Source organism: Phytohabitans maris (assembly GCF_031085175.1).
Lineage (GTDB): Bacteria > Actinomycetota > Actinomycetes > Mycobacteriales > Micromonosporaceae > Phytohabitans > Phytohabitans maris.
Genome location: NZ_JAVHUY010000025.1, coordinates 86,018 through 108,940, shown reverse-complemented (window position 1 = coordinate 108,940; position 22,923 = coordinate 86,018). Strand labels below are relative to the sequence as shown.

The window sequence follows — 22,923 nt, the reverse complement described above, 5'->3', positions numbered from 1 at the left end:
GCCGGCGGTCAGGCGTTGAGAAATGCGCTCACTGGAAGCCTGTTGATCAGGGAGTTCGCGGGGCGACGCGCCGCGCGGCACGCCCACGAAGTCCCTGATCAACGCGGGAGGGGCTAGAAGACGCCGGCGGCGGCGCGGGCGGCTACGCCGGCGCCCACCACCATGACCAGCGTCGCCGTTCCCGCGGGCGCCAGGCGGCCCAGGCGGCGGGCCAGCACCGGAAGGCGCGGGAGGCGGCCCAGGCGGCGCTGGGCGGCGACCAGGGCCAGGCCGACCGCGGTCAGGGTCGCGGCCATGCCGACGCCGTACGCGAGGACGAGCACCACGCCGAACGCCGTGCGCCCCAGGCCGATCGCCGCGAGCAGGACCACGATCGCGGATGGGCTGGGTACGAGGCCGCCGGCGATACCGATGCCGGCCAGCCCGAGCCGCCCCTCGCCGCGGTGGTGATGGTGCCCATGCCCGTGGTCGTGATCGTGCCCGTGGTCATGCCCATGGGAGTGGTCGTGCCCGTGGTCGTGGGAGTGGGAATGGCCGTGCGCGTGGGAGTGGCCCCGCCGGCGGCGGACGAACATGCCCACCCCCACCGCGACCACGATGGCGCCGCTCACGATGCCGAGGTAGCCGAGGATGCGGTCGCCGGCGAGCGTGCTCGACGTGGCCAGCAGCAGCCCCACCACCAGTACGCCGCCGGTGTGGGTGAGCGTGACCGTCGCGCCGACCGCGAGCGCGTCGCGGATCCGGCGGCGCTGCGCGGCCGCGTACGCGGCGAGCACCGTCTTGCCGTGCCCCGGCAGCGCCGCGTGTCCGGCGCCGAGCAGCAGCGCCAGCAGCACCGCGAGCAGCCCGACCGCCGGGGTGAGGCGGCCGCCGGCCAGCTCCTGGAAGCGCCGCTCCACGCCGGCCGTGATCCCGGCCAGGAAGCCGTCGCTCGGGCGGCTCAGCGCGGCACCCGCCGTACCGTCGCCGGGGGTCACCCGCAGCGTCGCCGAGCGCACGTCCGGCGCGGAGGCCAGCGGGTCGGCCGGGTACGTGCGCAGTTCGTCGCTGACGCTCTGCGCGGGCAGCGGCGACTCGACCCGTACGCCCTCGCCGCGGGCGGTCATCTCGCGCCAGCCGACCCGGTCCGCCGCGTACCGGTTCTGCACCGTGACCGTGGCGGTCTCCAGCCGCACCGGGACCGACAGCGCGCAGGTGAGGCGGCTGGTCTTCAGGCCGCCGCTCCCCTCGACGTAGGCGAAGTCGCTCGACGTGAGCGTCCACTGTAGAGCCTCCCCGTCGACCGCCACGGCGAGGTCGAGGTCCGCGCACGTGGGTTCCGACGCGGCTTGCAGCGTCGGGATCTCGGCGAAGTCGACGATCGCGGTCGCGTCGATCCGGTCCGGGTGCAGGGTCAGCCCGGTGTACTGGTTGACGGAGAAGTTGCCGAGCGGGTGCGCGCTCGCCGGCGCGGCCGGCATCAGCAGGAGCGCGAGCGGTGCGGCGGCGAGCGCCAGCAGCCAGCGGCGTTTCATCGGGTGACCTCCGGTCCCGCGAGCAGGGTCCGCGCCAGCGGCGCGTCGGTGGGGGAGAAGTAGGGATTGAGTCGCAGGGCCGTGGCCAGGTCGGCCTTCGCCGCGCCGGTGCGGCCCAGACTCAGCTCGATCACACCCAGGTGGTACGCGTACCCGGCCGACCTGGCGCCACTGTCGACGGCCGTGCGGGCGTACCGCAGGGCCTCGGCGTCCCGCCCCGCGTGGTGCAGCGCCCAGCCGAGGTTGTCGGCGACGTCGGCGTGCGTGCGGCGGGACCACTCGGCCCGCGCCTCCTCCAGCGCGGTGTCCGGGTCACCGGCGGCCAGGGCGAGGGCGGTACCGGTCAGCCCGTCCACGCCGCCCGCGGCGGTGAAGAGGCGGTGGCCGGCGGTGGCGAGCTCCAGCTGGGCGTCCGCCTCGGCGGTACGGCCGGCGGCGCGCAGCAGCTCGGCGTATTCGAGCACGTAGGAGGGGGTCGGTGCGCGGCGGGTGACGTCGGCGTACCCGGCGAGGGCCGCCTCGCTCCGCCCGGCGGCCCAGTCGGCGCGCGCCTTGCCGCGGCGCAGCGCGACGGAGCCGGGGTCGGCGGCGAGGCCGGCGTCGTACTGGCGGGTCGCCTCGGCGAGGTCGCCCGCGTTCCAGGCGAGGTCGCCGAGCTGTACCCGGCAGAAGCCGATGTCGGCCGGGCTGACCGCCGAGTCGAGCGCCCGCCGCATCAGGTCGGTGGCCTCGGCGACCTTGCCGCGCAGCTCCAGGTCGTAGGAGGCCCGGGCGTACGCCGACAGTCCCGGCCGCAGGTCCAGCTGGCGCTGCACGGCGGCGGTCGCGGCGGCGACGTTGCCCAGCTGGGTCTCCGCGTCGGCGAGCACCGCGAACGCGTCCGCGCCGTACCCGTTGATCTTCGTGGCGTCGAGGGCGAAGCGGCGGGCGGCGGCGAAGTCGTGGCGGGCGTTGGCCAGCGCGCCCCGCGCGACCAGCGCCTCGGCGTTGCCGGTGGGGCGCACGGCGAGCGAGCGGCGCACGGCCTCCTCGGCCCGCGGGTAGTTCGTGGGGTCGGCGGTGATCCGGCCACGCTCGACGTACGCGACCGCGAGCGCCGCCCAGGTGCGCCAGTCGCCGGGTACGAGCCGGAGCCGCTCCTGCGCGCGGGCGACCGGGTCGGCCGGGGCGGCGGCCGCGGCCGGGGCGGCCACCGGGGCGCTTCCGGTGGGGCCGAGTACGGCCGCCGCGGCGGTCACCGCGACAGCGAGCGCCACCGCACCGCCGAGTAGAGCTGTCCGTCGCATGTGGAGCCTCCAGGGGAAGTGGGGGGGGCGCCCCGCGGGGGGGGGCCCCGCCCCCGGGGGGGGACCCCAGGGGGGGGGGGGGGCCGGGGGGGGCCCCGCCCGGCCGATTGGGGGTGGCGGTCCCCTGGGGGGCCTCCAGGGCCAGGGGGCGCGCCCCCCCGGGGCGGCGCGCCCGGAACGAGGGTCAGAACCGCTGGGTGCGCTGGTCCGCGAGGCGGACCCGGCGGCGCCACAGCCAGGCGAGCACCAGCAGGCCGAGGCCCGCGGTCGCCGCGACCCCCACGGCGGCGGCCGCGATGGTGGCGGGCATGTCCCCGTCGGACTTGCTGGCGAACCCGGCCGGAGTCAGGTCCGGACCGTCCGAAGAGGACCCTCCGGCGGCGGCCGGCTTGACGCCGTCGCCACCGGTGTTGACGCCGACGCCGTTGGGGAGCGCGACGTACGGGAAGGTGCCGGCGAACTCCTGGTCGTTGGCGTCGACCTTGTCACCGGCCGCGAGCGCGTCCACGATCTTGCCGGTCTGCGCCGCGCCCTCCAGCGCCTGCACCTCGATGTCGACCACGTCGTCGGCCAGCCGCCGCCCGTTCGGGAAGCCCTGCAGGTCGCCGGCGAGCACGCCGAGCCGGTTGGGCTCCGCGGTGACGGGCACCGTGAGGTTGAGCCGCAGCTGCTCGGAGGGGACGAACCGCTTCGGGTTCACGTCCTTGTTGTTGAGCTGCGAGTTGAGGTCCGCCTTGATCGGCCCACCGGCCTTGGTGGTGATGCCGGTCAGGAAGATCTCGACCAGGTCGTTGCGGGGCGTGGCCGGCGCCGGGATGCCGTAGATCTTCTCGATCAGCTGCGGCACCTCGGGGTTGGTCACCCGCTTGACGATGGTGGGGTTCTTGGCGTCCTGGTCGGGGCGGGAGGCGTTGAACGCGTCCTTGAGCCCGGCCGGCACGACGACCTCGTTGACCAGCGGGTTGCCGAGGCGGGAGACCTGCACGCGGTCACCCGTCGAGCCGCCGCCGGCGAGCCGCACGCGCGGCCGGTCGGTGGTGGTCCAGATACCGATGTTGGGGTTGCGCTTCGCGTCGCCGTTCAGCGCCACGTCCTTGAACGGCACCTGGAGCACGATCGTGTTGACGTTGTAGCCGGCGAGCGTGTCCTGGCCGGTCTCGCTCAGGTCGCCGCCGTACAGCAGGTCGAAGACCCGCAGGTCGAGGAAGAACGGGTCGTCCGCCTGGCCGGCGAAGATCTTCCAGCCGCCGGGCAGCTGGATCGACGCCTGGTCGCGCAGCTTGCCGTAGTCCGGCATGGAGGCCGGGCCGACGCGGGACGGGGCCACCGGCCCGTTCGACACCCGGGTCTTGAACGGCGCGCCGTCGAACGACGACTCCATCGTGTACGTCTGGCGGACCAGCAGGTTTTCGTCGTCCAGCGAGGTCACCGGGCCGTTGTTGTACAGGAACGTGCCGGTGCCGCGCTTGTCCTGGGTCTTGAACTTCCACCGGAAGACCGCGTCCGGCTTCGCGTCGCCGTCGTTGTCGACGTTGATGTTGTACGTGGCGTCCGTCGCGAACGGGTAGAAGTTCGGCCCGCCGTTGGGCTCCTCGAACGGGATCCAGTTCGCCACGAACGTGACGTAGTCCGGCCGGTCGGGGCTGACGAACGCGTACAGGTCGGTGTTGTCGACGGCCGGGTCGGCCGCGATCAGCGGCGCCTCACGGTGGCTGGAGGCGACGGCGCCGCTCGGGCCGAGGCCGTAGAGCCCCGCGCCGCCGAGCACGGCCATCGCCGCGAGGGCGGCGGCGCCGCGCCGCGTGGAGATTCGGGTACGTATGGACATCGGGATTCCTTCCGCCCGGTGCGAGGTGATGCCAGGCGTTCGGAATCCCGACGTGCGATGGACTGGTCACTGTCAGATAGCTCGCATCGAGCAATCCGCGCGGCCGTGGGGTGCGAATGAAGTAGTTAAAGCCCGAGGAGCCGGTCGAGGAAGTCGCGGTGGCGGCGGACGACCGCGCGCAGTTCTTCGGTGTCCTCACCGGACCAGCCGCCGAGCGCCTTCGTCTGCCGGGACAGCTCCGCGGTGAGGGCGCCGACGGCCTCCTCGACCAGCAGGTTCGCCTCCCGCGCCGCGGCTGCCGGGTCGTCGACGAAGCGGAGCTGGACCTCGCGCCAGCGGTCCCGGTAGCCCTGGGCGGTCTGCTCGCCCCAGAGGCCGGCGATCGGCTCCTCGACGGCCGGCGCGTCGACCGCCGCCGCCGTCTCGGGCTGCTCGGCCGCCTGCTCGGCGTCGCCGGCGGCGTCCTCCGCTTCGGCGCTGTCGCGGACGTCATGGGAAGGGCCGGCCTGTGCCGCCGCGGCGGCCGCACCGCCGACGGTGGCCGCGCCGAACGCGGTCCGCTGCGGTTCCGGCTCGTGAAACTCGGGCGGGCGGGGGGTCACCGCCGTGAGGTCGTCCGGGTCGGTCCGCTCGCCGGCGAGCACCGGGTCGTCGAACGTGCCGCGGTCGTCGAGCCCGTCGTCCGGCACCCGGTCGGTGACGTCCTCGGCCGCGTCGCGCTCCCGGTCCGTGTCGTCGGCGGCGGGTGGCACCGGTACCGGCTCGGAGGTGACCCGCTCGGTCTGCTGGTTCGCCATGATGTGCCTCCTTTACCGGCTCGTCTCGTAACGGCCGCCGGTCTCGCGCCGCTCCGCGGCGGGGATGCGCTCGTGGGCCTCGGCCTCGGGCCGCGCGGCGGTCGGGATGGGCTCGCTGCCGAGCAGCTCGGTGACCATCTCGCGGTAGTGCACGAGCGCCTCGCGCAGCCGCTCGGTGTCGCTCTCGCCGCGGTCCACCGCCTCGCGGACCGCGTGGGCCCGGCGGTAGTGGTCCAGCGAGCGGGCGTGCTCGACGGACAGGTACGCGGCCTGCTCCTCGAAGTCGCCCGCGGGGTAGCCGCGCTCGGCGGCCATCCGGCCGACCAGGTCCTCGGCGGCGTTCACGGCCTCGACCGGCGACTCGACGAAGCGGATCTGGATCTCCTCCCACTGCGCCGCGTAGCGGGCGCGGGACTCGGGGCGCAGCGGCCTGCGGTCCAGTTCGGCGTGGCGGCGCTCGCGCTCGCGGAGCTCCCGCTCGGCGGCCGACCGGCCCGCGCGCTCGGCGACGAGGCGGTCGTACTCGGGGCCGAACCGGTGACGCAGGGACCACCGGCGGTACAGCATCCAGCCGGCACCCGCGGCGGCCAGCACCGCGAGCACGACGATGACGGTGACAACGATCTGCGTGGCTGACATGCGGTAGTAGTTCCCGCTCAACCATGATCGACAATCCCCGCACGGAACAAAAACTCCGTGCGTACATCCCCCGAGCGGGTGGTGAACGCCCCAGTGCCCTTTTTCGCGTGAGATAGGGCGCCTTGGTACTTGCGGTGGCAATGTATCCTGCCCAAGGCTGCCGTACCGTACCCCGACGGGCGAGGTCTCATGAATACAGGCGACTGGTCGATCCGCGCGAAGATTATCGCCCTGATCACCGTGCCCCTCGCCGCCCTTTTGGCGCTCTGGATATTCACCACGACGCTGACCCTGGGCCCGGCGTTAAACCTGCTCTCGGCGCAGACGTTCCTCGACGAGGTGGGCCGTCCCGGCGAGAGCATGGTTTCCGAGCTGCAGCGTGAGCGGCGCCTCTCCCTCGTCTACCTCGCCGGCAAGGGCGACCTGCCAGCACTGAGCGAGCAGCGCAACCGCACCGACGCCGCGGTGACCGAGTTCCGCCGCCGGGCCGGCGACCCCGACCTGCGCGACGCCGCCGACGGGCGGCTCCGCACCAACCTCGACCAGCTCTTCACCTCGCTCGACCTGCTCACCACCGGCCGTGGCTTCATCGACCGCCGGGAGATGGACCAGGCCGGCGCGCTCGGGCTGTACAGCGGGGTGGTCGACGGGGCGTTCCGGGTCTTCGAGATCATCGCGGACGTCGACGACGAGGAGCTCAACCGCGAGGCGCGGGCGGTCACCTCGCTCGGCCGGGCCCGCGAGGTGCTCGGGCAGTCCGACGCGCTGCTGGCCGGCGCGTTCGCGGCCGGCAAGTTCTCCGGCGGCGAGCACGCCCAGCTCGTGCAGATCATCGGCGCCCACCGCTACCTGTTCGCCCAGGCCCTGCCCGCGCTCCCGGACACCGAGCGGATCGCCTACCAGCGGATGACCGAGGGTGAGGCGTTCACCCGGCTCCGCTCGCTGGAAGATCGGGTGATCGCGCAGGGCCGCGACGGCCAGGCGCCGTCGGTCACCGCCTCCGCGTGGCAGAGCGCGTACGAGCCGGCCATCCTGCAGCTGCGCGAGTTCGAGCTGTCCAGTTCGGACGCGCTCGCCGACCGGGCCACTCCGGTCGCGGTCGGTGTGCTGCTCCGCCTCGCGCTCGCCGGCCTGCTCGGCCTCGCCGCCATCGCGCTGTCCCTGCTCATCTCGCTGCGCGTGGGGCGTTCGCTGATCCGGCGCCTGAGCAGCCTGCGGGAGAGCGCGATGGACCTTGCCGACCGGCGGCTGCCCGGCGTGGTCGCCCGGCTGCGGCGCGGCGAGGAGGTCGACGTCGCCGAGGAGGCACCCCCTCTCGAGTACGGCAGCGACGAGATCGGCCAGCTCGGGCGGGCGTTCACCGAGGCGCAGCGTACGGCGGTGCAGGCCGCGGTCGACGAGGCCACGCTGCGGCAGGGCTTCAACGAGGTGTTCCTCAACATCGCCCGGCGCAGCCAGGCGCTGCTGCACCGCCAGCTCGCGCTGCTCGACTCGATGGAGCGGCGCAGCACCGACCCGGACGAGCTGGAAAACCTCTTCCGGGTCGACCACCTCGCGACGCGCATGCGGCGGCACGCCGAAGACCTGGTGATCCTCGCCGGTTCGGCGCCCGGCCGCGGCTGGCGCAACCCGGTCGGCGTGATCGACGTGATCCGTGGCGGGGTGTCCGAAGTGGAGGACTACTCCCGGGTCGCGATCACCAAGATCGAGCCGGCAAACATCGCCGGGCGTGCGGTCGGCGACATGATCCACCTGCTCGCGGAGCTGATCGAAAACGCGACGTCGTACTCGCCGCCGGAGACGAAGGTGCAGGTGACCGGCGCCTCGGTCCCCAACGGGTACGCGATCGAGATCGAGGACCGCGGGCTCGGCATGACGCCGGAGCTGCTCGGCGAGGCCAACCGCAAGCTCAGCCGCCCGCCCGACTTCGACCCGGCCAACAGCGCCCAGCTCGGCCTCTTCGTGGTGGCGCAGCTCGGCGCCCGCCACGGCGTGAAGATCCAGCTGCGCAACTCGCCGTACGGCGGGATCACCGCGATCGTCCTCATCCCGCCGGACCTGGTCACCCCGCCGCCCGAGCCGGCCGCGCTGCCGGCGGCACCGTCCAACGGCGAGACTCCGCGGATGCGCCGGGCCCGCGCCCTGGCCAGCGTCGACTCGGGGCCGCGCCGCTCGCTGGAGGCGGTGGCCCGCCCGGTACTGGTGCCGGCGCCGGTGATCGACGCGGAGCCGACCGACGCGACGCCGAGCGCGGGGGCGGACGGGCTGCCCAAGCGGGTGCGGCAGGCGAGCCTGGCCCCCCAGCTCCGGGGCGAGCCGGCCGGTCCGCTGACGCTCGACCGGGTCGACCCCGAGCCGCCGCCCCGCTCCGCCGAGCAGGCGCGGGCCACGATGTCCGCGCTCCAGGCGGGTACCGCCCGGGGCCGGCGTGACGCCGACGCGATCCCGACGCCCCGCCCCGAGCCGGGCGCCGTGCCGCTGGCCCGGCGCGACGCGGATCCGGTGCCACTGGCCCGCCGCGAGCCGGGTCCGGTGCCGCTGGCCCGCCGCGACCCGGACGCCCTGCCGTTCGCCGGACGCGGGCCGGCCGCACCCGACCCGACCGAGACGCAGTTCCTGCCGCTCGCGATGCGGCCGACGCGCCAGGTGGTGGAGCCGCCGGTCGACGGTCCCGTCCCGCTGGCCCGCCGGGGTGGTGCAGACACACCCGGGCCGCTCGCCCGCGGCACCGCGACACCGCCGCCGGGCGCGATCGTGACCCCGCCCTCCGGAGGCGACGCCGGCGGGGCGCCCGAGGTGATCGACGGGCTGCCCCGGCGCAAGCGCGGCGCCACAGTGGACGGGCCGGCCGCCCGCCGGTCCACCTCCGGCGGGCTGCCCCGCCGCAAGGCCGGCGAGGGTCCGCCGGTGGACGACAACGGTGATCGACCCGCTCGCGGCACCGGCCTCGAAGCGCTTCGGCTCCGCAAGACCGGCGGTGGCCTGCCCACCCGCGAGCCCGGTCCGGCCGGCGACGAGCCGGCGTCCGCGGACGCCAACGGGCACGGCACGCCGTCCGGCGCGAACGGCGGCGCCGCGCGCGACAACACCCCGCCCGCCGAGCCGGAAGGAGCCGAGTAGTGGTGCCGACGACCAGTCCGGCCGCAAGACTCAACTGGCTGCTCGACGACCTGATCGAGCGGGTGCCGTCCGCGCACCACGCCGTCGTGCTCTCCTCCGACGGGCTGCTCATGGGCTCGTCGCACGGCCTGACCCGGGAAGACGCCGAGCACCTCTCCGCCATGGCCGCCGGCTTCCAGAGCCTGGCCAGGGGGGCGAGCCGCCACTTCGAGACCGGGCCGGTGCGCCAGACGGTGGTCGAGATGGAAGGGGCGTACCTCTTCGTCACCGCCGCCGGTCGGGGCGCCTGCCTGGCGCTGCTGGCCGGCATCGACTCGGACATTGGCTTGATCGCATACGAGATGGCCATGCTGGTCGCGCGGGTGGGGCAAAACATGAGCACGCCCAGCCGCCACCCGACGGTGCCCTCCGATGCGGGGTGAGGCCTTCGGGGCTCTGCCGGCTGACGGGCGCTCCGCGCCCGTTGGCCCCGGGGACGGCCGCCTCCGTCCGCCCTCGTCGCCGCGCTCCCCGGATCGGATGTCGCCGGCCCCCGAGGCCCAGCACGACTGGCTCGACGACGACGCCGGGCCGGTAGTCCGTCCGTACACGGTGACCGGTGGCCGGGTGCGGCCGGTGACGGGCGGGTTCGACCTCGTGGCGTTCGTCCTCGCGGCACCGGGCGCCGCGAGCTCGCCGGACGCCGCACACCTGCAACCTGAGCACCGCGCGATCCTCGCGATGGCCGAAGACCCGATCTCGGTGGCCGAGCTGTCCGCCGGGCTCAACCTGGTCCTCGGGGTCGTCCGGGTGCTGCTCGGCGACCTTCTGGCGGCCGGCCTCATCGCGATGTACGAGCCGTCCACGGCGGCCCACTTCCCCGAAGACGACGTCCTCCAGGCGGTGGTGAATGGACTCCGGGCACTCTGACCTCGATGCCGATCGGCAGATTCCGCTCGCGTTGAAGATCCTCATCGCGGGCGGTTTCGGCGCCGGCAAATCCACTTTGGTGGGTGCGGTGAGCGAGATCCGGCCCCTGCACACCGAGGAGGTCCTCACCCACGCCGGCGTCGAGACCGACAGCCTGGTCGGCGTGGAGGGCAAGCGCACCACCACGGTCGCGATGGACTTCGGCCGGATCACCATCAACGAGGACCTCCAGGTGTACCTGTTCGGTACGCCGGGGCAGGACCGCTTCTGGTTCCTCTGGGACGAGCTCGCGTACGGGGCGCTCGGCGCGGTGGTGCTCGCCGACACCCGCCGGCTCGCCGACAGCTTCCCCTCGGTCGACTACTTCGAGCGGGCCGGCATCCCGTTCGTCGTGGGGGTCAACTGCTTCGACGGCGCCCGGCGCTACACCTCCGAGGCGGTGCGGCAGGCGCTCGACCTCGACCGCGACGTGCCCGTGGTGCTCTGCGACGTACGGCAGCGGCAGTCCGGCAAGCTCGTGCTGATCGCGTTGGTCGAGCACGTGGCCGGCTACCACGGCCACCCGGTCCCGGCCTGAGCCGCGCGAGACGCTGCGGCGCCGGTAGGCCAGCTCCCCGACACAGGTCGCGCCGAGCACCAGCGCGGTGATCGCGACCGGCGCGTGCACCGGGCTGTCCGCGTGCGCGGCCGCCAGCAGCAGCCCGGTCAGGCCGAGGCTGCCGCTGTGCACCCGGGGCGTCAGCGGGCTCTCCACCCGCCGCATGGCACCCGCCGCCAGCAGCGCGAAGAGCAGGCAGAGCAGGTACGCGCCGGCGTGGACGAGCAGGGGCAGGCCCGCGCCGTACACGACCAGCACCGTGCGGGCGACGCCGGCCGAGGCGACGAAGAAGATCACCGAGTGCCAGGCCGGGCGGCGGGTGCCACGCAGCCGGTACCCGATCTCGCCCGCGCACACGGCCGCGAGCAGCAGCGCCGCCGCCGGTACCGGTGCCCACGGGTGTACCCCGCCGTGCAGCGTCGCGTAGAGCAGCCCGGTCAGGCCGAGGCTGGCGCTACAGACCCGGGAGGTGAGCGCGCTGCGGGCCCGCTCGACCAGCCGGGAGACGAGCACGGCGAGCGCGGCGCAGAGGGTGTACACGCCGATGTGCGCGTGCGGCTCGGGGTCGCCGTGACCGCGCGCGAGCAGCGTGCGGGCAAGGTTGGCGGCCCCGACGTAGAAGATGAGCGAGTGCCAGCTCGGCCGGGCGAACACATCCGTTTTGTACCTTCCGTGGTGATCGCCCCGGCCGGTTTTCGGCGGGGCCGACCGGCGTCGTTCGACCAAGATCGGAAGAACTATTTGTTGTGCGCGCCAAGCTCCACTTGCCGATTGCCACGCCGCCGTACCGCAAATCACGTAACCGGACGGCCGGTGGGCCGTAACTTTCCGCTGTGGGAAAGGTGAGGGACCGCGCGCCCGACGAGTGGGACTGCGCCGTCTTCATGGCGGTGGTGGAGGCCGGCACCCGGCAGCGTGCCGTGCGGCTGCTCGCCGACCGGTACGACGAGCACATCACCGTCGAGGGCGTGCGCACCATCCTCCTGAAGATCAACAGGTGGCTGGGGCGGCCCGCGCTACGCGAGGGCGTCGGCCCGCGCGGCAAGGCCGAGCTGACCGTGCGCGGCCGCCGCTTCCTGCGCTTCTGCGAACGGATCCGGAGCCTGTACCAGGAAGAGCGCGGCCGCCTCGCCGAGTCGGACGTGACCCGGCTGGTCTGCCTCCCGCACCACGCCACGATCGTCAAGACGCTCTACGTGGAGACGCTCGCCCAGTACCCGCCCGGTGAGGAGAAGGTCGGCATCGAGGAGCTTCAGCAGAGCGACCGGGGCACCGAGTCCTTCTTCGACCAGGCATTCTGGCCGCTCACCACCGGCACGTACCACCTGGCGATCGGCCAGCCGCCGCCGGCCGAGTTTCGCGACGAGCTCCAGTCCGACCTGCTGTACGAGTCACAGCTCGAAGTGCTCGTCCCGGCCGACTACCCGGGCGACGCGATGCCGCTGGCCGAGTTCGTACGCAGCGTCGCGCACGTCCCGCCCAAGGACTCGCGCGCCCGCATCCTGCTGGAGAAGCGGATCGCCGGCCACCGGATCGCCGACCCGGGCGAGGAGCGGCGGGTGGCCAGCGCCACGTACGAGATCGGCAGCGTCATCGAGCGGGTCGCCCTGCTGCACGAGTGCGGCCTGCCCGGCCCGCTCGTGCTCGCCCCCTCGGACATCGCGCTCATCTACAAGCCCGGCATGCGCTTCGGCGGCGCGGGCGTGGATCACTCCAAGTGGGTGCCGCTGCACCACGAGACCGAGCGGCTGACGCTGGAGGTGCACGTGACGACGGCCAACCCCCGCCCCAACCACCTGCGCCCGATCGTCGCGCTGCTCAAGAAGATCTGCGCCGACCAGCCCCGCCTGCGCGGCGAGCGAGTGAGCTTGCGAGCGAGCCATCAGACTCAGTGATGACGCACGGCGCTGGCCGCACCGACAGACGGCCGTTGAGCCCTTCAATCCACGACCACGACGTCGAGCCGGCGCGGGCCGTGCACGCCCTCGACCCGGTTCAGCTCGATGTCGCTGGTCGCCGAGGGGCCGGAGATCAGCGTGAGCGGCCGGGTCGGGTCGGCGAGCCGGGCCAGCGCCTCCGGCACCCCGCCCACGATCTGTCCGCTGTGGACGACGCAGACGTGGCGGTCGGGCACCAGCGAGAGCGCCCGCCGCCCCTGGTCCGGGCCGGCGTCGAGGATCAGCGTCCCGGTCCGCGCGACCGCGACCGCACACCCGGTCAGCACGGCGACGCCGGCGGCGTCGAGGTCGGTCACGGTGAGAGGTTCGCGCAAAACCCTTCCCGGGTACGCGGCGAGCCAGGCACGCGCCCCGGCGGGTGCGACGACGGCTGAGGCGTCACTCAGCAACTCGCCGACCGCGCCGGCCAGCCCGCCCGGGTCACACCGCCGCACCGTGGCCTTGTAGTCGATCAAGCGGTCGACGAAGAGGTCGACGAGGTCCGCGCCGCCGTCCACAGTGCGGTAATCCCGGGGCACGTCGACCGGAGCGGAGGGTCGGGCCGCCCGGACCCGGCGGAGCACCTCGTCACGAGCGCTCATGCCCGTCCTCGCTTCGCTGCGGGCGGGCACGAGGCATCAGGCGTACTGCGTCTGATTCGCTCGCTACGCTCGCTCATGGGCCCACCACTCCCGGAAGGTCTGCTTCGCCGGCAGGGGGGCGTCGCGAGTGGACGTCCACTTCGACAGCGGCCACGGGAGGTGGCGCACCGCGCCGCGGCGCCCGGCGACCAAACGGATCGGGGCGGCACCGCGCCGGGCGGCGCGCAGGGCGGCCGTGTACCGGCGGCGGTCACGCATCGCCCAGGAGAGCGCGCGCATCGCGGCCCGTTCCGCCGGTGGGTGCGGGCCGGTCTGCCGCAGGTGGACCAGCACCTCGGGGATGTTGATGCGCACCGGGCAGGCGTCGTAGCAGGCGCCGCAGAGCGTGGAGGCGTACGGCAGCGTGCGGTTGGCGCCCTCGCCGCTCATCTGCGGGCTCAGGATCGCGCCGATCGGGCCGGGGTAGACCGAGCCGTACGCGTGGCCGCCGACCCGCTCGTACACCGGGCAGACGTTGAGGCAGGCCGAGCAGCGGATGCACCGCAGCGCCTGCCGCCCGACGCTGTCGGCGAGCGTCTCGGTCCGGCCGTTGTCGACCAGGACGATGTGCAGGGTCTGCGGGCCGTCGCCGGGCGTGACGCCGGTCCACAGCGACGTGTACGGGTTCATCCGCTCGCCGGTCGACGAGCGGGGCAGCAGCTGGAGGAAGACCTCCAGGTCGCGGAAGGTCGGCAGGATCTTCTCGATGCCGACCACGGAGATGAGGGTCTCCGGGAGGGTGAGGCACATCCGGCCGTTCCCCTCCGACTCGACCACGACGAGCGTGCCGGACTCGGCGACCGCGAAGTTGGCGCCGGAGATGCCGACCCGGGCGGAGAGGAACTTGGCCCGCAGGTGCCGCCGTGCCGCCTCGGCCAGCGCCGGCGGGTCGTCGGTCCGGGCGGAGAGGCCGTTGCGGCTGAAGATCTCGCGGATCTGCGCGCGGTTGTAGTGGATCGCCGGTACCAGGATGTGTGAAGGCGTGTCGCCGGCGAGCTGGACGATCAGCTCGGCCAGGTCGGTCTCCACCGCGGCGATGCCGGCCGCCTCCAGCGCCTCGTTGAGGCCGATCTCCTGGGTGGCCATCGACTTCACCTTGACCACCTCGGCGGCGCCGGTGTCGCGGACCAGCCCGGTGACCACCGCGCAGGCCTCGGCCGCGTCGCGGGCCCAGTGCACGGTGGCGCCGGCCGCGGTGGCCGCCGCCTCGAACTGCTCCAGCAGCTCGGGCAGGCGGGCCAGCACGTCGTCCTTGATGGCGGCGCCGGCCTGGCGCAGCGCCTCCCAGTCGGGCACCTCGCCGACCACCCGCAGCCGCTTGTCGCGGATCGTGTGGGTGGCCTTGCGCAGGTTGGCGCGGAGCTGCGCGTCGCCGAGCTCGGCGCGGGCGGCGACCGGGAACGGCCGCCGCGCGACGATGTGACCCCCGCTCATGAGGTGGCCGCCAGGATCTCGGCGTAGTGGATCGGTCTGGCCGGGCCGCCGGCGCGGGAGAGGCCGCCGCCGATGTGGGCCAGGCAGGAGTTGTCGACCGCCGCCACGTACTCGGCGCCGGTGCCGGCGATCGCCTGGCACTTGTCGGCCAGCATCGCGCCGGAGACACCCGCGTTCTTCACCGCGAACGTGCCGCCGAAGCCGCAGCACTCCTCCGCGCCGGGCAGGTCGAGCAGCTCCAGGCCGCCGACCGCCGCCAGCAGCCGCCGCGGCCGGTCGCCGAGGCGGAGCATGCGCAGGCCGTGGCAGGTCGGGTGGTACGTCACGCGGTGCGGGAACGTGGCGCCCACGTCGGTCACGCCGAGCACGTCGACCAGGAGCTCGGAGAGCTCGTACGTGCGGGCGGCCACCTCGGCGGCGTCCGGCAGCAGCTTCGGGTACCAGTCGCGGACCATCGCCACGCAGGAGCCGGAGGGGCCGACCACCGCGTCGTACCCGTCGAAGGTCTTGACGAAGTTGGCCACCAGCGGCAGCGCCTCTTCGCGGTAGCCGCTGTTGGCGTGCATCTGGCCGCAGCAGCCCTGGTCGACCGGAAACTCCACGGTATGGCCGAGCCGCTCCAGCACCTGGACGACCGCGCGGCCGGTGCCGGGGAAGACCAGGTCGTTGACGCAGGTGACGAAGAGCGCGACTTTCAAGTGGTCCTCCCGAAGTAGGGAAGGTGCCGCTCGCGGGCGGCGGTGATGTGCGCGCGCATGGCCCCGGCGGCCCGCTCCGGGTCGCTTGCGGCGATGGCGTCGACCACGCGGTGGTGCTCCTCGGCGCTGATGCCGTAGTGGGCCGGGGGGAAGTGCAGGCGGAAGAGGTGCAGGTGCGAGCGGAGGCGTACCACGGCCTCGTGCAGCATCCGGTTGCCGGAGAGCTCGGCGACGAGGTGGTGGAAGCGGGCGTCCTGCGCTGTGAAAGCGGCGATCCCCGGCTGGGGGTCGGGCAGGTCGGCCTCCGCGCGCAGCCGGTCCACATCGGACGCCGGGAGCACCGAGGCGGCCCTGCTCGCCGCCGGCGGCTCCAGGATGAGCCGCATCTCCACCAGCTCCTCGAACTCCTCACGGGTCAGCAGCGGCGCGGCCGTGTATCCGGCCAGCGGGCGCTTGCGGACCAGCCCGTCGGCCTCCAGCCGGGCCAGCGCCTCGCGCACCGGGGTCGGTGAGACCTCCAGCTGGCGGGCGAGGGCGTCGATGTTGATCCGGGCGCCGGGCGCGACGGCGTGGTCCATGATCAGCGCTTGCACAGACCCGTACACGTCCTCGGTGAGGGTCAGTCGCCGGGCCGGCTTCATCGTCGCCACAATCGTGGATCCTATACGATTCGCTGACGCTAGATCAACCGCTTGCGGTCTGGTTGGATCGGAGCGTGACCTCCCTGTCGCCGCCCACCGCCCAGCCTGAACTCCTCTACGTCGGGTGCTACACGCCGGACTCGGGCGGGGAAGGGGCCGGCATCACCGCCGTACGGCGTGACCCGGCCACCGGCCTCCTCGAATCGCTCGGCGTCGTGGCCCGTACGCCGTCGCCGTCGTTCCTGGCCTGGCACCCGACGCTCCCGGTGCTGTATGCGGTCAACGAGGTCGAGGAGGGTGGGGTCAGCGCCTGGGCGGTCGACGGGGAGACCGACCTGCGCCCGCTCGGCCAGGGCTCGACCGGCGGCATGCACCCGTGTCACCTCGCCGTCGCCCCCGGCGGGGGATACCTGGTGAGCGTCAACTACTCCAGCGGGAGCGTGGCCGTGCACCGGCTCGGCGACGACGGCGCGCTGGGCGAGCGGACCGACCTGCTGGCGCACGAGGGCGCCGGACCCGACCCCAAGCGGCAGGAGCGGGCGCACGCGCACATGGCCTCGCCCAACCCCGGCGGCGGCGCGATCCTCGTGGTCGACCTCGGCACCGACTCGGTGTACCGGTACGAGCTGGAGGCCGCCACCGGCCGCCTCGTGCCGCTCGGGCCGCGGATCCACGCGCACGCCGGCTCGGGGCCGCGGCACCTCGCCCGCCACCCGGACGGCCGCCGGGCGTACCTGGTGGGCGAGCTCGACGCGACCGTGACCGCGTACGACATCGAGGGCGGGGCCGGCGTGCTGCACGAGCGGGGCCGCGTGGCGACCACCCGGCTCACCGGCGCCCAGCCCTCCGAGATCGCGGTCCGCGCCGACGGCCGCTTCCTCTACGTGGCCAACCGCGGCACCGACACGATCTCCGCGTTCGCGCTCGACGGCGACGTACCGGTCTACCTGGCCGAGATCCCGACCGGTGGCCGGTGGCCGCGGCACTTCGCGCTCGTCGGTGATCACCTGTACGTGGCCAACGAGCGGTCGCACGCGGTTGTCGGCTTCCACCTCGACGCCGACTCGGGGGTTCCGCAGGAGCCGGGGAGCGTACTGGAGCTGCCCAGCCCTACGTGCGTTTTGCCCGCTAAGTCCTTATAGGACGATATCGCTAATGAAGATGCCGGCTTGAACGATTGGGGATTGGCCCCGGTATATGGGGGATTCCCAAAACGGACCGCCGTTATATAGCTACGCCGTGTAAGCGAATATCGGCCGGAAGGTCGCTGATCCGTAACGTTCGGCCGAACGCACCTGGCGACGCGCACGAAGCATCAGCAGGATGGGACCGTGCCAGGCCGCCATCGCATGCACAGCAACTTTCGCGGAGCAGGCGCCATCGCTGTAGCGGTGGCGCTTGTCGTCGTGGTGGGTGGCTCGTGGTTCGGCTATCGGGAGCTCGCCGGCTCCCGGTGCACCGGCGAGATGAAGCTTGCCCTTGCCGCCTCCCCGGAGATCGCACCCGCTGTGCGTTCCACCGTGGAGAGTTGGCGCGCGGACGGCGGCTCGGCCGGCGGCACGTGCGTGGCGGTCGACATCAACGAGGTCAACTCGGTCGACATGGCCGCGGTCATCGCCGCCCAGCACAACGTCGGGCTCGCTGGCGTCGGCAGCGCCAACGGCACGCTCGAGACCCCCGACGTGTGGCTGCCCGACTCCTCCAGCTGGCTGGTGCGGCTCAAAAACCTCGCGCCCGGCTTCAACCCGACCGACGGCGGCTCGGTCGCCCGCAGCCCGGTCGTGGCCGCGATGCCCGAGCCGCTCGCCGAGAGCCTCGGCTGGCCGGAAAAGAAGGTGGGCTGGACCGACCTGCTCAAGCGGATCACCACCGGCACCGGCCTGCGCACCGGCATCGTCGAGCCGACCCGCGACGCGGCCGGCCTCTCCGGGCTGCTCTCGCTCGGCGCGGCGGCCAGCGGCGGCAACGGGGCGCAGGCGCAGACCGCGGCACTGCGCTCGCTGGCGATCGGCCGCTCGGCCCTCCGCGACGACCTGGTGGCCAAGTTTCCGCAGGCCTCCGATGCCGCCTCGCTCGCCTCCGGGCTCAACGTGGCGCCGCTGTCCGAGGAAGACGTCATCGAGTACAACGCGAAGAAGCCGCCGGTGCCGCTGGCCGCGCTCTACGTCGAGCCGACGCCGGCGCCGCTCGACTACCCGTTCGCGGTGATGCCCGGCGTCGACCCGGACAAGGCCGCGGCGGCCGAGGCGGTGCACGACGCGCTCGACACCCGGTCGTTCCGCGACCTGCTCGGCGCGCAGGGCCTCCGGGCGCCCGACGGCACCTGGGGCTCCGGCTTCTCCGCGCCCACCGGTGCGCCCAGCCCGGCCGGCGGGCCGCCGTCCGCGACGCCGAACGCGGGTGGCCGGGCCGCCGGCGACCTCGACCCGCTGGCGCTGGACCGGTCGCTGGCCACCTGGACGGCGGTCACCGCGCCCGGCCGCATGCTCGCCGTCATGGACGTCTCCGGCTCGATGCTGGAAAGGGTGCCCACGGCCGAGAACGCCACCCGGATGGCGGTGACGCTCGCCGCGGCGCAGGGCGGGCTCAGCCTCTTCGACGACTCGTGGGCGCTCGGGCTCTGGACGTTCTCCACCGAGCTCGACGGCGGCAAGGACTGGCGCGAGCTCGTGCCGATCGGGCCGCTGAGCAGCAACCGTTCGCAGGCGCTCAACGCGCTCAAGTCGATCTCGCCCAAGCCCGACGGCGACACCGGGCTGTACGACACGATGCTCGCGGCGTACAAGGAGGTGCAGGACGGGTGGGCGGCCGACCGGGTCAACTCGATCGTGATGTTCACCGACGGCAAGAACGACGACGCCAACGGGATCAACGAGCAGACCCTGCTGGCCCAGCTGAAGGATCTCGCCGACCCGCGCCGCCCGATCCAGGTGATCATCCTGGGCATCGGCGACGGCGTCGACGAGGGGCAGCTCAAGCGGATCACCAACGTCACGGGCGGCGGCGTCTTCGTCACAAAGGACCCGACGAAGATTGGCGACATCTTTCTCAAAGCGCTCGCATTGCGTCCCGCGGCACCCCGCTGAGCAGCGGATATACCTGATGTAGGCAATTGACTACCTTGCGTACATGTACGTTCGGGTGGTTGATCGCAATGAACTGACAGTTTTTTGTCGGAAGCCCATGCGAGATGCGCCCGTAGGTCAAGATGTCCTGGTGCTCTGGCGCCGCCGGCCCCGATCATGGGTCCGGCGATTGCCGTGAGGGCACGGTCGACTTGACAAGCTGGGGGAGGGCTGGTGACGTCGGCGACTCTCCTGACGCGTCCGGTGGGGGTACCGAACGCGGCGGAAACGACGGGCGCGCTGCTGCGCGCGAGGCTCCGCACGTACGAGCGGGCATTGGTGGTGCTGGATCTCACCATCATTTCCGGCGCCGTGCTCGCGGGCTACTTCGGGCGGTTCAACTGGGCGGTCGAGCCGTTCGGCGGGGGCGAGCCGATCGGTTCGCAGATCCCGTACCCGGTGGTCGGCCCGGCCCTCGTGCTCGTCTGGCTCGGCTCCCTCAAGGTGATGCGCTGCTACGACGACCGTGTGCTGGGGTACGGCGCGGACGAGTACCGCCGGGTCACCTCGGCGACCCTCCGCCTGGCCGGCGCGATCGCGATCGTCGGCTACGTGGCCAACGTCGGCGTCGCCCGGGGCTTCCTCGCCCTGACGTTCGCCACCGGCACGGTCGGGCTGGTCGGCGGGCGCTACCTGGCCCGCAAGTGGCTGCACAAGGCCCGCGCCAAGGGCACCGGGTGGTCCCGCCGGGTGCTGGTGGTCGGCGACGCGCCGCACGTGCTGGAGCTGGTGCACACGCTGCGCCGCGAGCCGTACGCGGGCTATCGCGTGGTCGGCGCCTGCATCCCGGACGCGCTGCTCGCCCCGGTGCCGCAGCGGCTGGGCGACGTGCCGGTGGTCGGCTCGTTCCGCAGCATCCTGGAGTCGGCCCGGGCGGCCGGTGTCGACACGGTCGCGGTGACCGCCTCCGGTGAACTGACCGCCGCCCGGCTGCGCCGGCTCGGCTGGCAGATGGAGGGCACCGGCATCGACCTGGTGCTCGCGCCGGCCCTCACCGACGTGGCCGGCCCGCGGATCCACACCCGCCCGGTCGCCGGGCTGCCGCTGATCCACGTGGAGGCGCCCGAGTTTCGCGGCACCCGCAAGATAGTCAAGGGCTTCGTCGACCGGTTCACCGCGATCCTCGGGCTGACCATCGCGCTGCCGCTGATGGTCGTGATCGCGCTCGCGATCAAGCTGGACAGCAAGGGCCCGGTCATCTTCCGGCAGATCCGGGTCGGGCAGGGCGGCCGCGAGTTCGGCGTCTTCAAGTTTCGCACGATGGTGGTCAACGCCGACGAGATGCTGGCCAAGCTGGCGGCCCGCAACGAGCACGACGGCCTGCTGTTCAAGATGCGCAAGGACCCGCGGGTCACCCGGGTGGGCCGGATCCTGCGCAAGTACTCACTCGACGAGCTGCCCCAGCTGATCAACGTGCTGGTCGGCCACATGAGCCTGGTCGGCCCGCGCCCGCCGCTGCCGTCCGAGGTCGCCCGCTACGACGGCGACATCGCCCGCCGCCTGCTGGTAAAGCCCGGCATCACCGGCCTGTGGCAGGTCAGCGGCCGCTCGGATCTGTCCTGGGAGGACGGTCTGCGGCTCGACCTGTACTACGTCGAGAACTGGTCCCTCGCCACCGACGTCGTCATCATGTGGAAGACGATCGGCGCCGTGATGGCCAGCCGAGGCGCGTACTAGCCGCTGCGGAGCTGGGCGCACCAACGCGCCCAGCCAGGTCGATGGGGCGCCTGCGCGTAGGGGCCGCTTTCCTGCGGCCTCACCGTCCGCGCTATGTGCCGCTGTCCGCACGGCGCCCTCTCATGATCCTTCGCCCGGATTCCGCGTTCTCGACGGCGTTTCACGCGGAATTTGGGCGAACGATCATGCCGGAAGGCGGATCGAGACAACCTTCTGCCGCCCGATCAACCCAAGGCGCAGATCGTGGTACAGAGTTGCCCCTACAAGGGCAGCTACGTACCACGATCTGCTCAAAGTCGGCTGACGTCGACGCCGATCAAGGGCTGCCCCACCGCCCGTGCTGCCTGGGCCCGGCTGCTTCCGATGTCAAAGCAGGGCAAATGCCGCCACGACACAACCCGAACCGCCTCGCAGGTGGCTTCGCCGCCTGAGACGCCGGAGGCCCGTTGGGCTGTTGGTGGACGTCGGAGGGGAGCGTCGCTTGGGCGGGCTGTCGAGCTGCCCCGGTTTGTGCGCCGGTCAGCAGATGGATGGTGGGCCGGGCGGTGGGCGGGTGGGGTCACCGCCTTGGCTGGGGGCGACACGGGGAACCACGGGAGCGAGGCGCCCGAGGCCGGGCGAGCATCGGCGGCCGATCACGAGACGGTGCGGGTCAGCCACCGGGCCGGGTGGTTTTGGATGGTCCGCACGACCGAGCCGGCGGCGCCGACCACAGCCGCGTCGGCGCCGAGGACCGAGGGGCGTACGGCCACCGGTGACCAGGCGGCCGTGAGCACCCTGCGGTGGATCTCCGCCTCGACGGCCGGGCGGAGCCAGGCGGCCAGCGGCGCGTAGATGCCGCCGAGCACGACCGCCTCGACGTCGAGGAGGTTGACCACGCCGGCGACCGCCACGCCGAGCGCCTCGCCGGCCGATGCCAGCGCGTCCAGCACCGCGGGGTTACCCGCCTCGGCCTGCGGGAGCAGGTCGTCGGCGCCGGCGGCGCGCAGGATCGCCTCCTGCCCCGCGTACTGCTCCAGGCAGCCGCGCGCGCCGCACCGGCAGGCCGGGCCGTCCGGTCGTACGGCCATGTGGCCCAGCTCGCCGCTCCAGCCGCGGGCGCCCCTGAAGAGCGCGCCGTGCAGCACGATGCCGGCGCCGATGCCGATCTCGCCGGAGACGTAGAGGAAGCTGGCCGGGCCGGCGGGACCGGCGTGCAGCTCGCCGAGCGCGGCGAGGTTGGCCTCGTTGTCGACCGTTACCGGCAGCCCGTCGAGAGCGGCTCTGCTGGCCGCGCTCGCTTCGCTCGCTGGGTGCCGCAGGTGGCCGGCTCGGTCCGGCCTCGTCGCTTCGCTCCTCGGGTCGGACCGTGCCAGCCCCGCGGCTCTGCCTACCGCGCTCGCTTCGCTCCTCGGGCCGGACCTTGCCAGCCCCGCAGCCAGGCCGGCCGGCACGTCCACGTCCCGCCAGCCCAGGTTGGGGGCGAGGCGGACCACGCCGGCCGGGGTCACCAGGCCGGGTACGGCCAGCGCGGCACCGGCCAGCACGAGCCCTTCGCGCTCCGCGTGCGCGCGGGCGTCCGCGGCCAGCCCGGCGACCTCGGCGAGCACCTGGTCGGGGCGGCCGGGGCGCTGGTCGGCGTGGCGCACGTCCCGGTGCCGGACCGTGCCGGCGAGGTCGACCACGCAGGCCGACAGGTAGTCCACGTTGATCTCCAGGCCGAGGCCGGCCGGACCGCTCGTGGAGAGCACGAGGCCGGCCGCCGGGCGCCCGGCGCCGGCCCTTGGCGCGGGCTCCACCTCGGTCAGCAGGCCGCCCGAGATCAGGTCATCCACCAGCGCGGAAACGGTGGCGCGGGTGAGACTCGTGGCGGCGGCGATGTCGGCTCGGGACGGCGGGCGGGCGGCTTCCTTTTCGGGAGCCCGGCCGTCGCCCGCCAGGCGACGGCCAGGCCCAGGGGCCCTGCTGGCGACCTGGCGCAGCACCAGCCCGAGGTTGTGCTCGCGCAGCGAAGCCTGCCGTACGGGCCCGTCCGTCATGCCCTTGACAGTGCCATAGCGGAGGCAAATAATTCAACCGTTGAACAAATCGCGGATGTTA

General features: G+C 73.4%; 19 protein-coding genes. 9 read left to right on the top strand and 10 right to left on the bottom strand.

What is annotated here, in order from left to right:
- Window positions 1–113: 113 nt before the first annotated feature.
- The 5 genes from RB614_RS25430 to RB614_RS25410 all read right to left on the bottom strand — a co-directional run bounded on the left by RB614_RS25430 (window position 114) and on the right by RB614_RS25410 (window position 6,064).
- Window positions 114–1,514, bottom strand: a complete 1,401-nt coding sequence (locus tag RB614_RS25430) for a hypothetical protein (protein ID WP_308715137.1) — start codon at window positions 1,512–1,514, stop codon at window positions 114–116.
- Window positions 1,511–2,800 carry a tetratricopeptide repeat protein gene (locus tag RB614_RS25425; protein WP_308715136.1) on the bottom strand — a complete coding sequence of 430 codons (1,290 nt, stop codon included), beginning with the start codon at window positions 2,798–2,800 and terminating at the stop codon, window positions 1,511–1,513. The genes RB614_RS25430 and RB614_RS25425 overlap by 4 nt, the downstream gene beginning before the upstream one ends.
- 184 nt (window positions 2,801–2,984) lie before the next feature.
- A complete protein-coding gene (locus RB614_RS25420) occupies window positions 2,985–4,628 on the bottom strand; it encodes a DUF4331 domain-containing protein (RefSeq protein WP_308715135.1) in 1,644 nt (547 codons plus the stop codon).
- A gap of 125 nt (window positions 4,629–4,753) precedes the next feature.
- Window positions 4,754–5,425, bottom strand: coding sequence for a hypothetical protein (locus RB614_RS25415; RefSeq protein ID WP_308715134.1), 672 nt, complete (start codon window positions 5,423–5,425; stop codon window positions 4,754–4,756).
- Between the two features lie 12 nt (window positions 5,426–5,437).
- Complete coding sequence (locus RB614_RS25410) at window positions 5,438–6,064, bottom strand: hypothetical protein (RefSeq protein WP_308715133.1); 627 nt, start codon at window positions 6,062–6,064, stop codon at window positions 5,438–5,440.
- A 189-nt stretch (window positions 6,065–6,253) separates the two neighbouring features.
- On the opposite strand from RB614_RS25410, the gene RB614_RS25405 reads away from it, so the two are divergent.
- The 6 genes from RB614_RS25405 to RB614_RS25380 all read left to right on the top strand — a co-directional run bounded on the left by RB614_RS25405 (window position 6,254) and on the right by RB614_RS25380 (window position 12,586).
- Window positions 6,254–9,184, top strand: a complete 2,931-nt coding sequence (locus RB614_RS25405) for a sensor histidine kinase (RefSeq protein WP_308715132.1) — start codon at window positions 6,254–6,256, stop codon at window positions 9,182–9,184.
- Window positions 9,184–9,606 (top strand): roadblock/LC7 domain-containing protein, encoded by a 423-nt coding sequence (locus tag RB614_RS25400; protein ID WP_308715131.1) that lies wholly within the window; start codon window positions 9,184–9,186, stop codon window positions 9,604–9,606. Before RB614_RS25405 ends, RB614_RS25400 begins: the two co-directional genes overlap by 1 nt.
- Window positions 9,607–9,703: 97 nt before the next feature.
- Entirely contained in the window at window positions 9,704–10,093 is a 390-nt protein-coding gene (locus tag RB614_RS25395) for a DUF742 domain-containing protein (RefSeq protein WP_308715130.1), read from the top strand.
- Window positions 10,074–10,670, top strand: coding sequence for a GTP-binding protein (locus tag RB614_RS25390; RefSeq protein ID WP_308715129.1), 597 nt, complete (start codon window positions 10,074–10,076; stop codon window positions 10,668–10,670). Before RB614_RS25395 ends, RB614_RS25390 begins: the two co-directional genes overlap by 20 nt.
- A 67-nt stretch (window positions 10,671–10,737) precedes the next feature.
- Window positions 10,738–11,118, top strand: a complete 381-nt coding sequence (locus RB614_RS25385; RefSeq protein WP_308715128.1) for a hypothetical protein — start codon at window positions 10,738–10,740, stop codon at window positions 11,116–11,118.
- A gap of 406 nt (window positions 11,119–11,524) precedes the next feature.
- Window positions 11,525–12,586 (top strand): hypothetical protein, encoded by a 1,062-nt coding sequence (locus RB614_RS25380; protein ID WP_308715127.1) that lies wholly within the window; start codon window positions 11,525–11,527, stop codon window positions 12,584–12,586.
- 44 nt (window positions 12,587–12,630) lie between these two features.
- Here RB614_RS25380 and RB614_RS25375 read toward each other — a convergent pair whose 3' ends face one another.
- The 4 genes from RB614_RS25375 to RB614_RS25360 all read right to left on the bottom strand — a co-directional run bounded on the left by RB614_RS25375 (window position 12,631) and on the right by RB614_RS25360 (window position 16,042).
- Window positions 12,631–13,230, bottom strand: coding sequence for a LutC/YkgG family protein (locus tag RB614_RS25375; protein WP_308715126.1), 600 nt, complete (start codon window positions 13,228–13,230; stop codon window positions 12,631–12,633).
- A gap of 63 nt (window positions 13,231–13,293) precedes the next feature.
- Window positions 13,294–14,703, bottom strand: a complete 1,410-nt coding sequence (locus tag RB614_RS25370; RefSeq protein WP_308715125.1) for a LutB/LldF family L-lactate oxidation iron-sulfur protein — start codon at window positions 14,701–14,703, stop codon at window positions 13,294–13,296.
- Window positions 14,700–15,401, bottom strand: coding sequence for a (Fe-S)-binding protein (locus tag RB614_RS25365; protein ID WP_308715124.1), 702 nt, complete (start codon window positions 15,399–15,401; stop codon window positions 14,700–14,702). The genes RB614_RS25370 and RB614_RS25365 overlap by 4 nt, the downstream gene beginning before the upstream one ends.
- Window positions 15,398–16,042 carry a GntR family transcriptional regulator gene (locus tag RB614_RS25360; RefSeq protein ID WP_308715163.1) on the bottom strand — a complete coding sequence of 215 codons (645 nt, stop codon included), beginning with the start codon at window positions 16,040–16,042 and terminating at the stop codon, window positions 15,398–15,400. Before RB614_RS25360 ends, RB614_RS25365 begins: the two co-directional genes overlap by 4 nt.
- A gap of 83 nt (window positions 16,043–16,125) precedes the next feature.
- Here RB614_RS25360 and RB614_RS25355 point away from each other — a divergent pair, with 83 nt between their 5' ends.
- From RB614_RS25355 to RB614_RS25345, 3 genes are all read left to right on the top strand, one after another.
- Complete coding sequence (locus RB614_RS25355; RefSeq protein WP_308715162.1) at window positions 16,126–17,184, top strand: lactonase family protein; 1,059 nt, start codon at window positions 16,126–16,128, stop codon at window positions 17,182–17,184.
- Window positions 17,185–17,391: 207 nt separating this feature from the next.
- Complete coding sequence (locus RB614_RS25350) at window positions 17,392–19,128, top strand: VWA domain-containing protein (protein WP_308715161.1); 1,737 nt, start codon at window positions 17,392–17,394, stop codon at window positions 19,126–19,128.
- Window positions 19,129–19,341: 213 nt separating this feature from the next.
- Window positions 19,342–20,844, top strand: coding sequence for a sugar transferase (locus RB614_RS25345; RefSeq protein WP_428983110.1), 1,503 nt, complete (start codon window positions 19,342–19,344; stop codon window positions 20,842–20,844).
- A 635-nt stretch (window positions 20,845–21,479) separates the two neighbouring features.
- Here the strand turns inward: RB614_RS25345 and RB614_RS25340 are convergent.
- A complete protein-coding gene (locus tag RB614_RS25340) occupies window positions 21,480–22,862 on the bottom strand; it encodes an ROK family protein (RefSeq protein ID WP_308715122.1) in 1,383 nt (460 codons plus the stop codon).
- Window positions 22,863–22,923 lie beyond the last annotated feature (61 nt).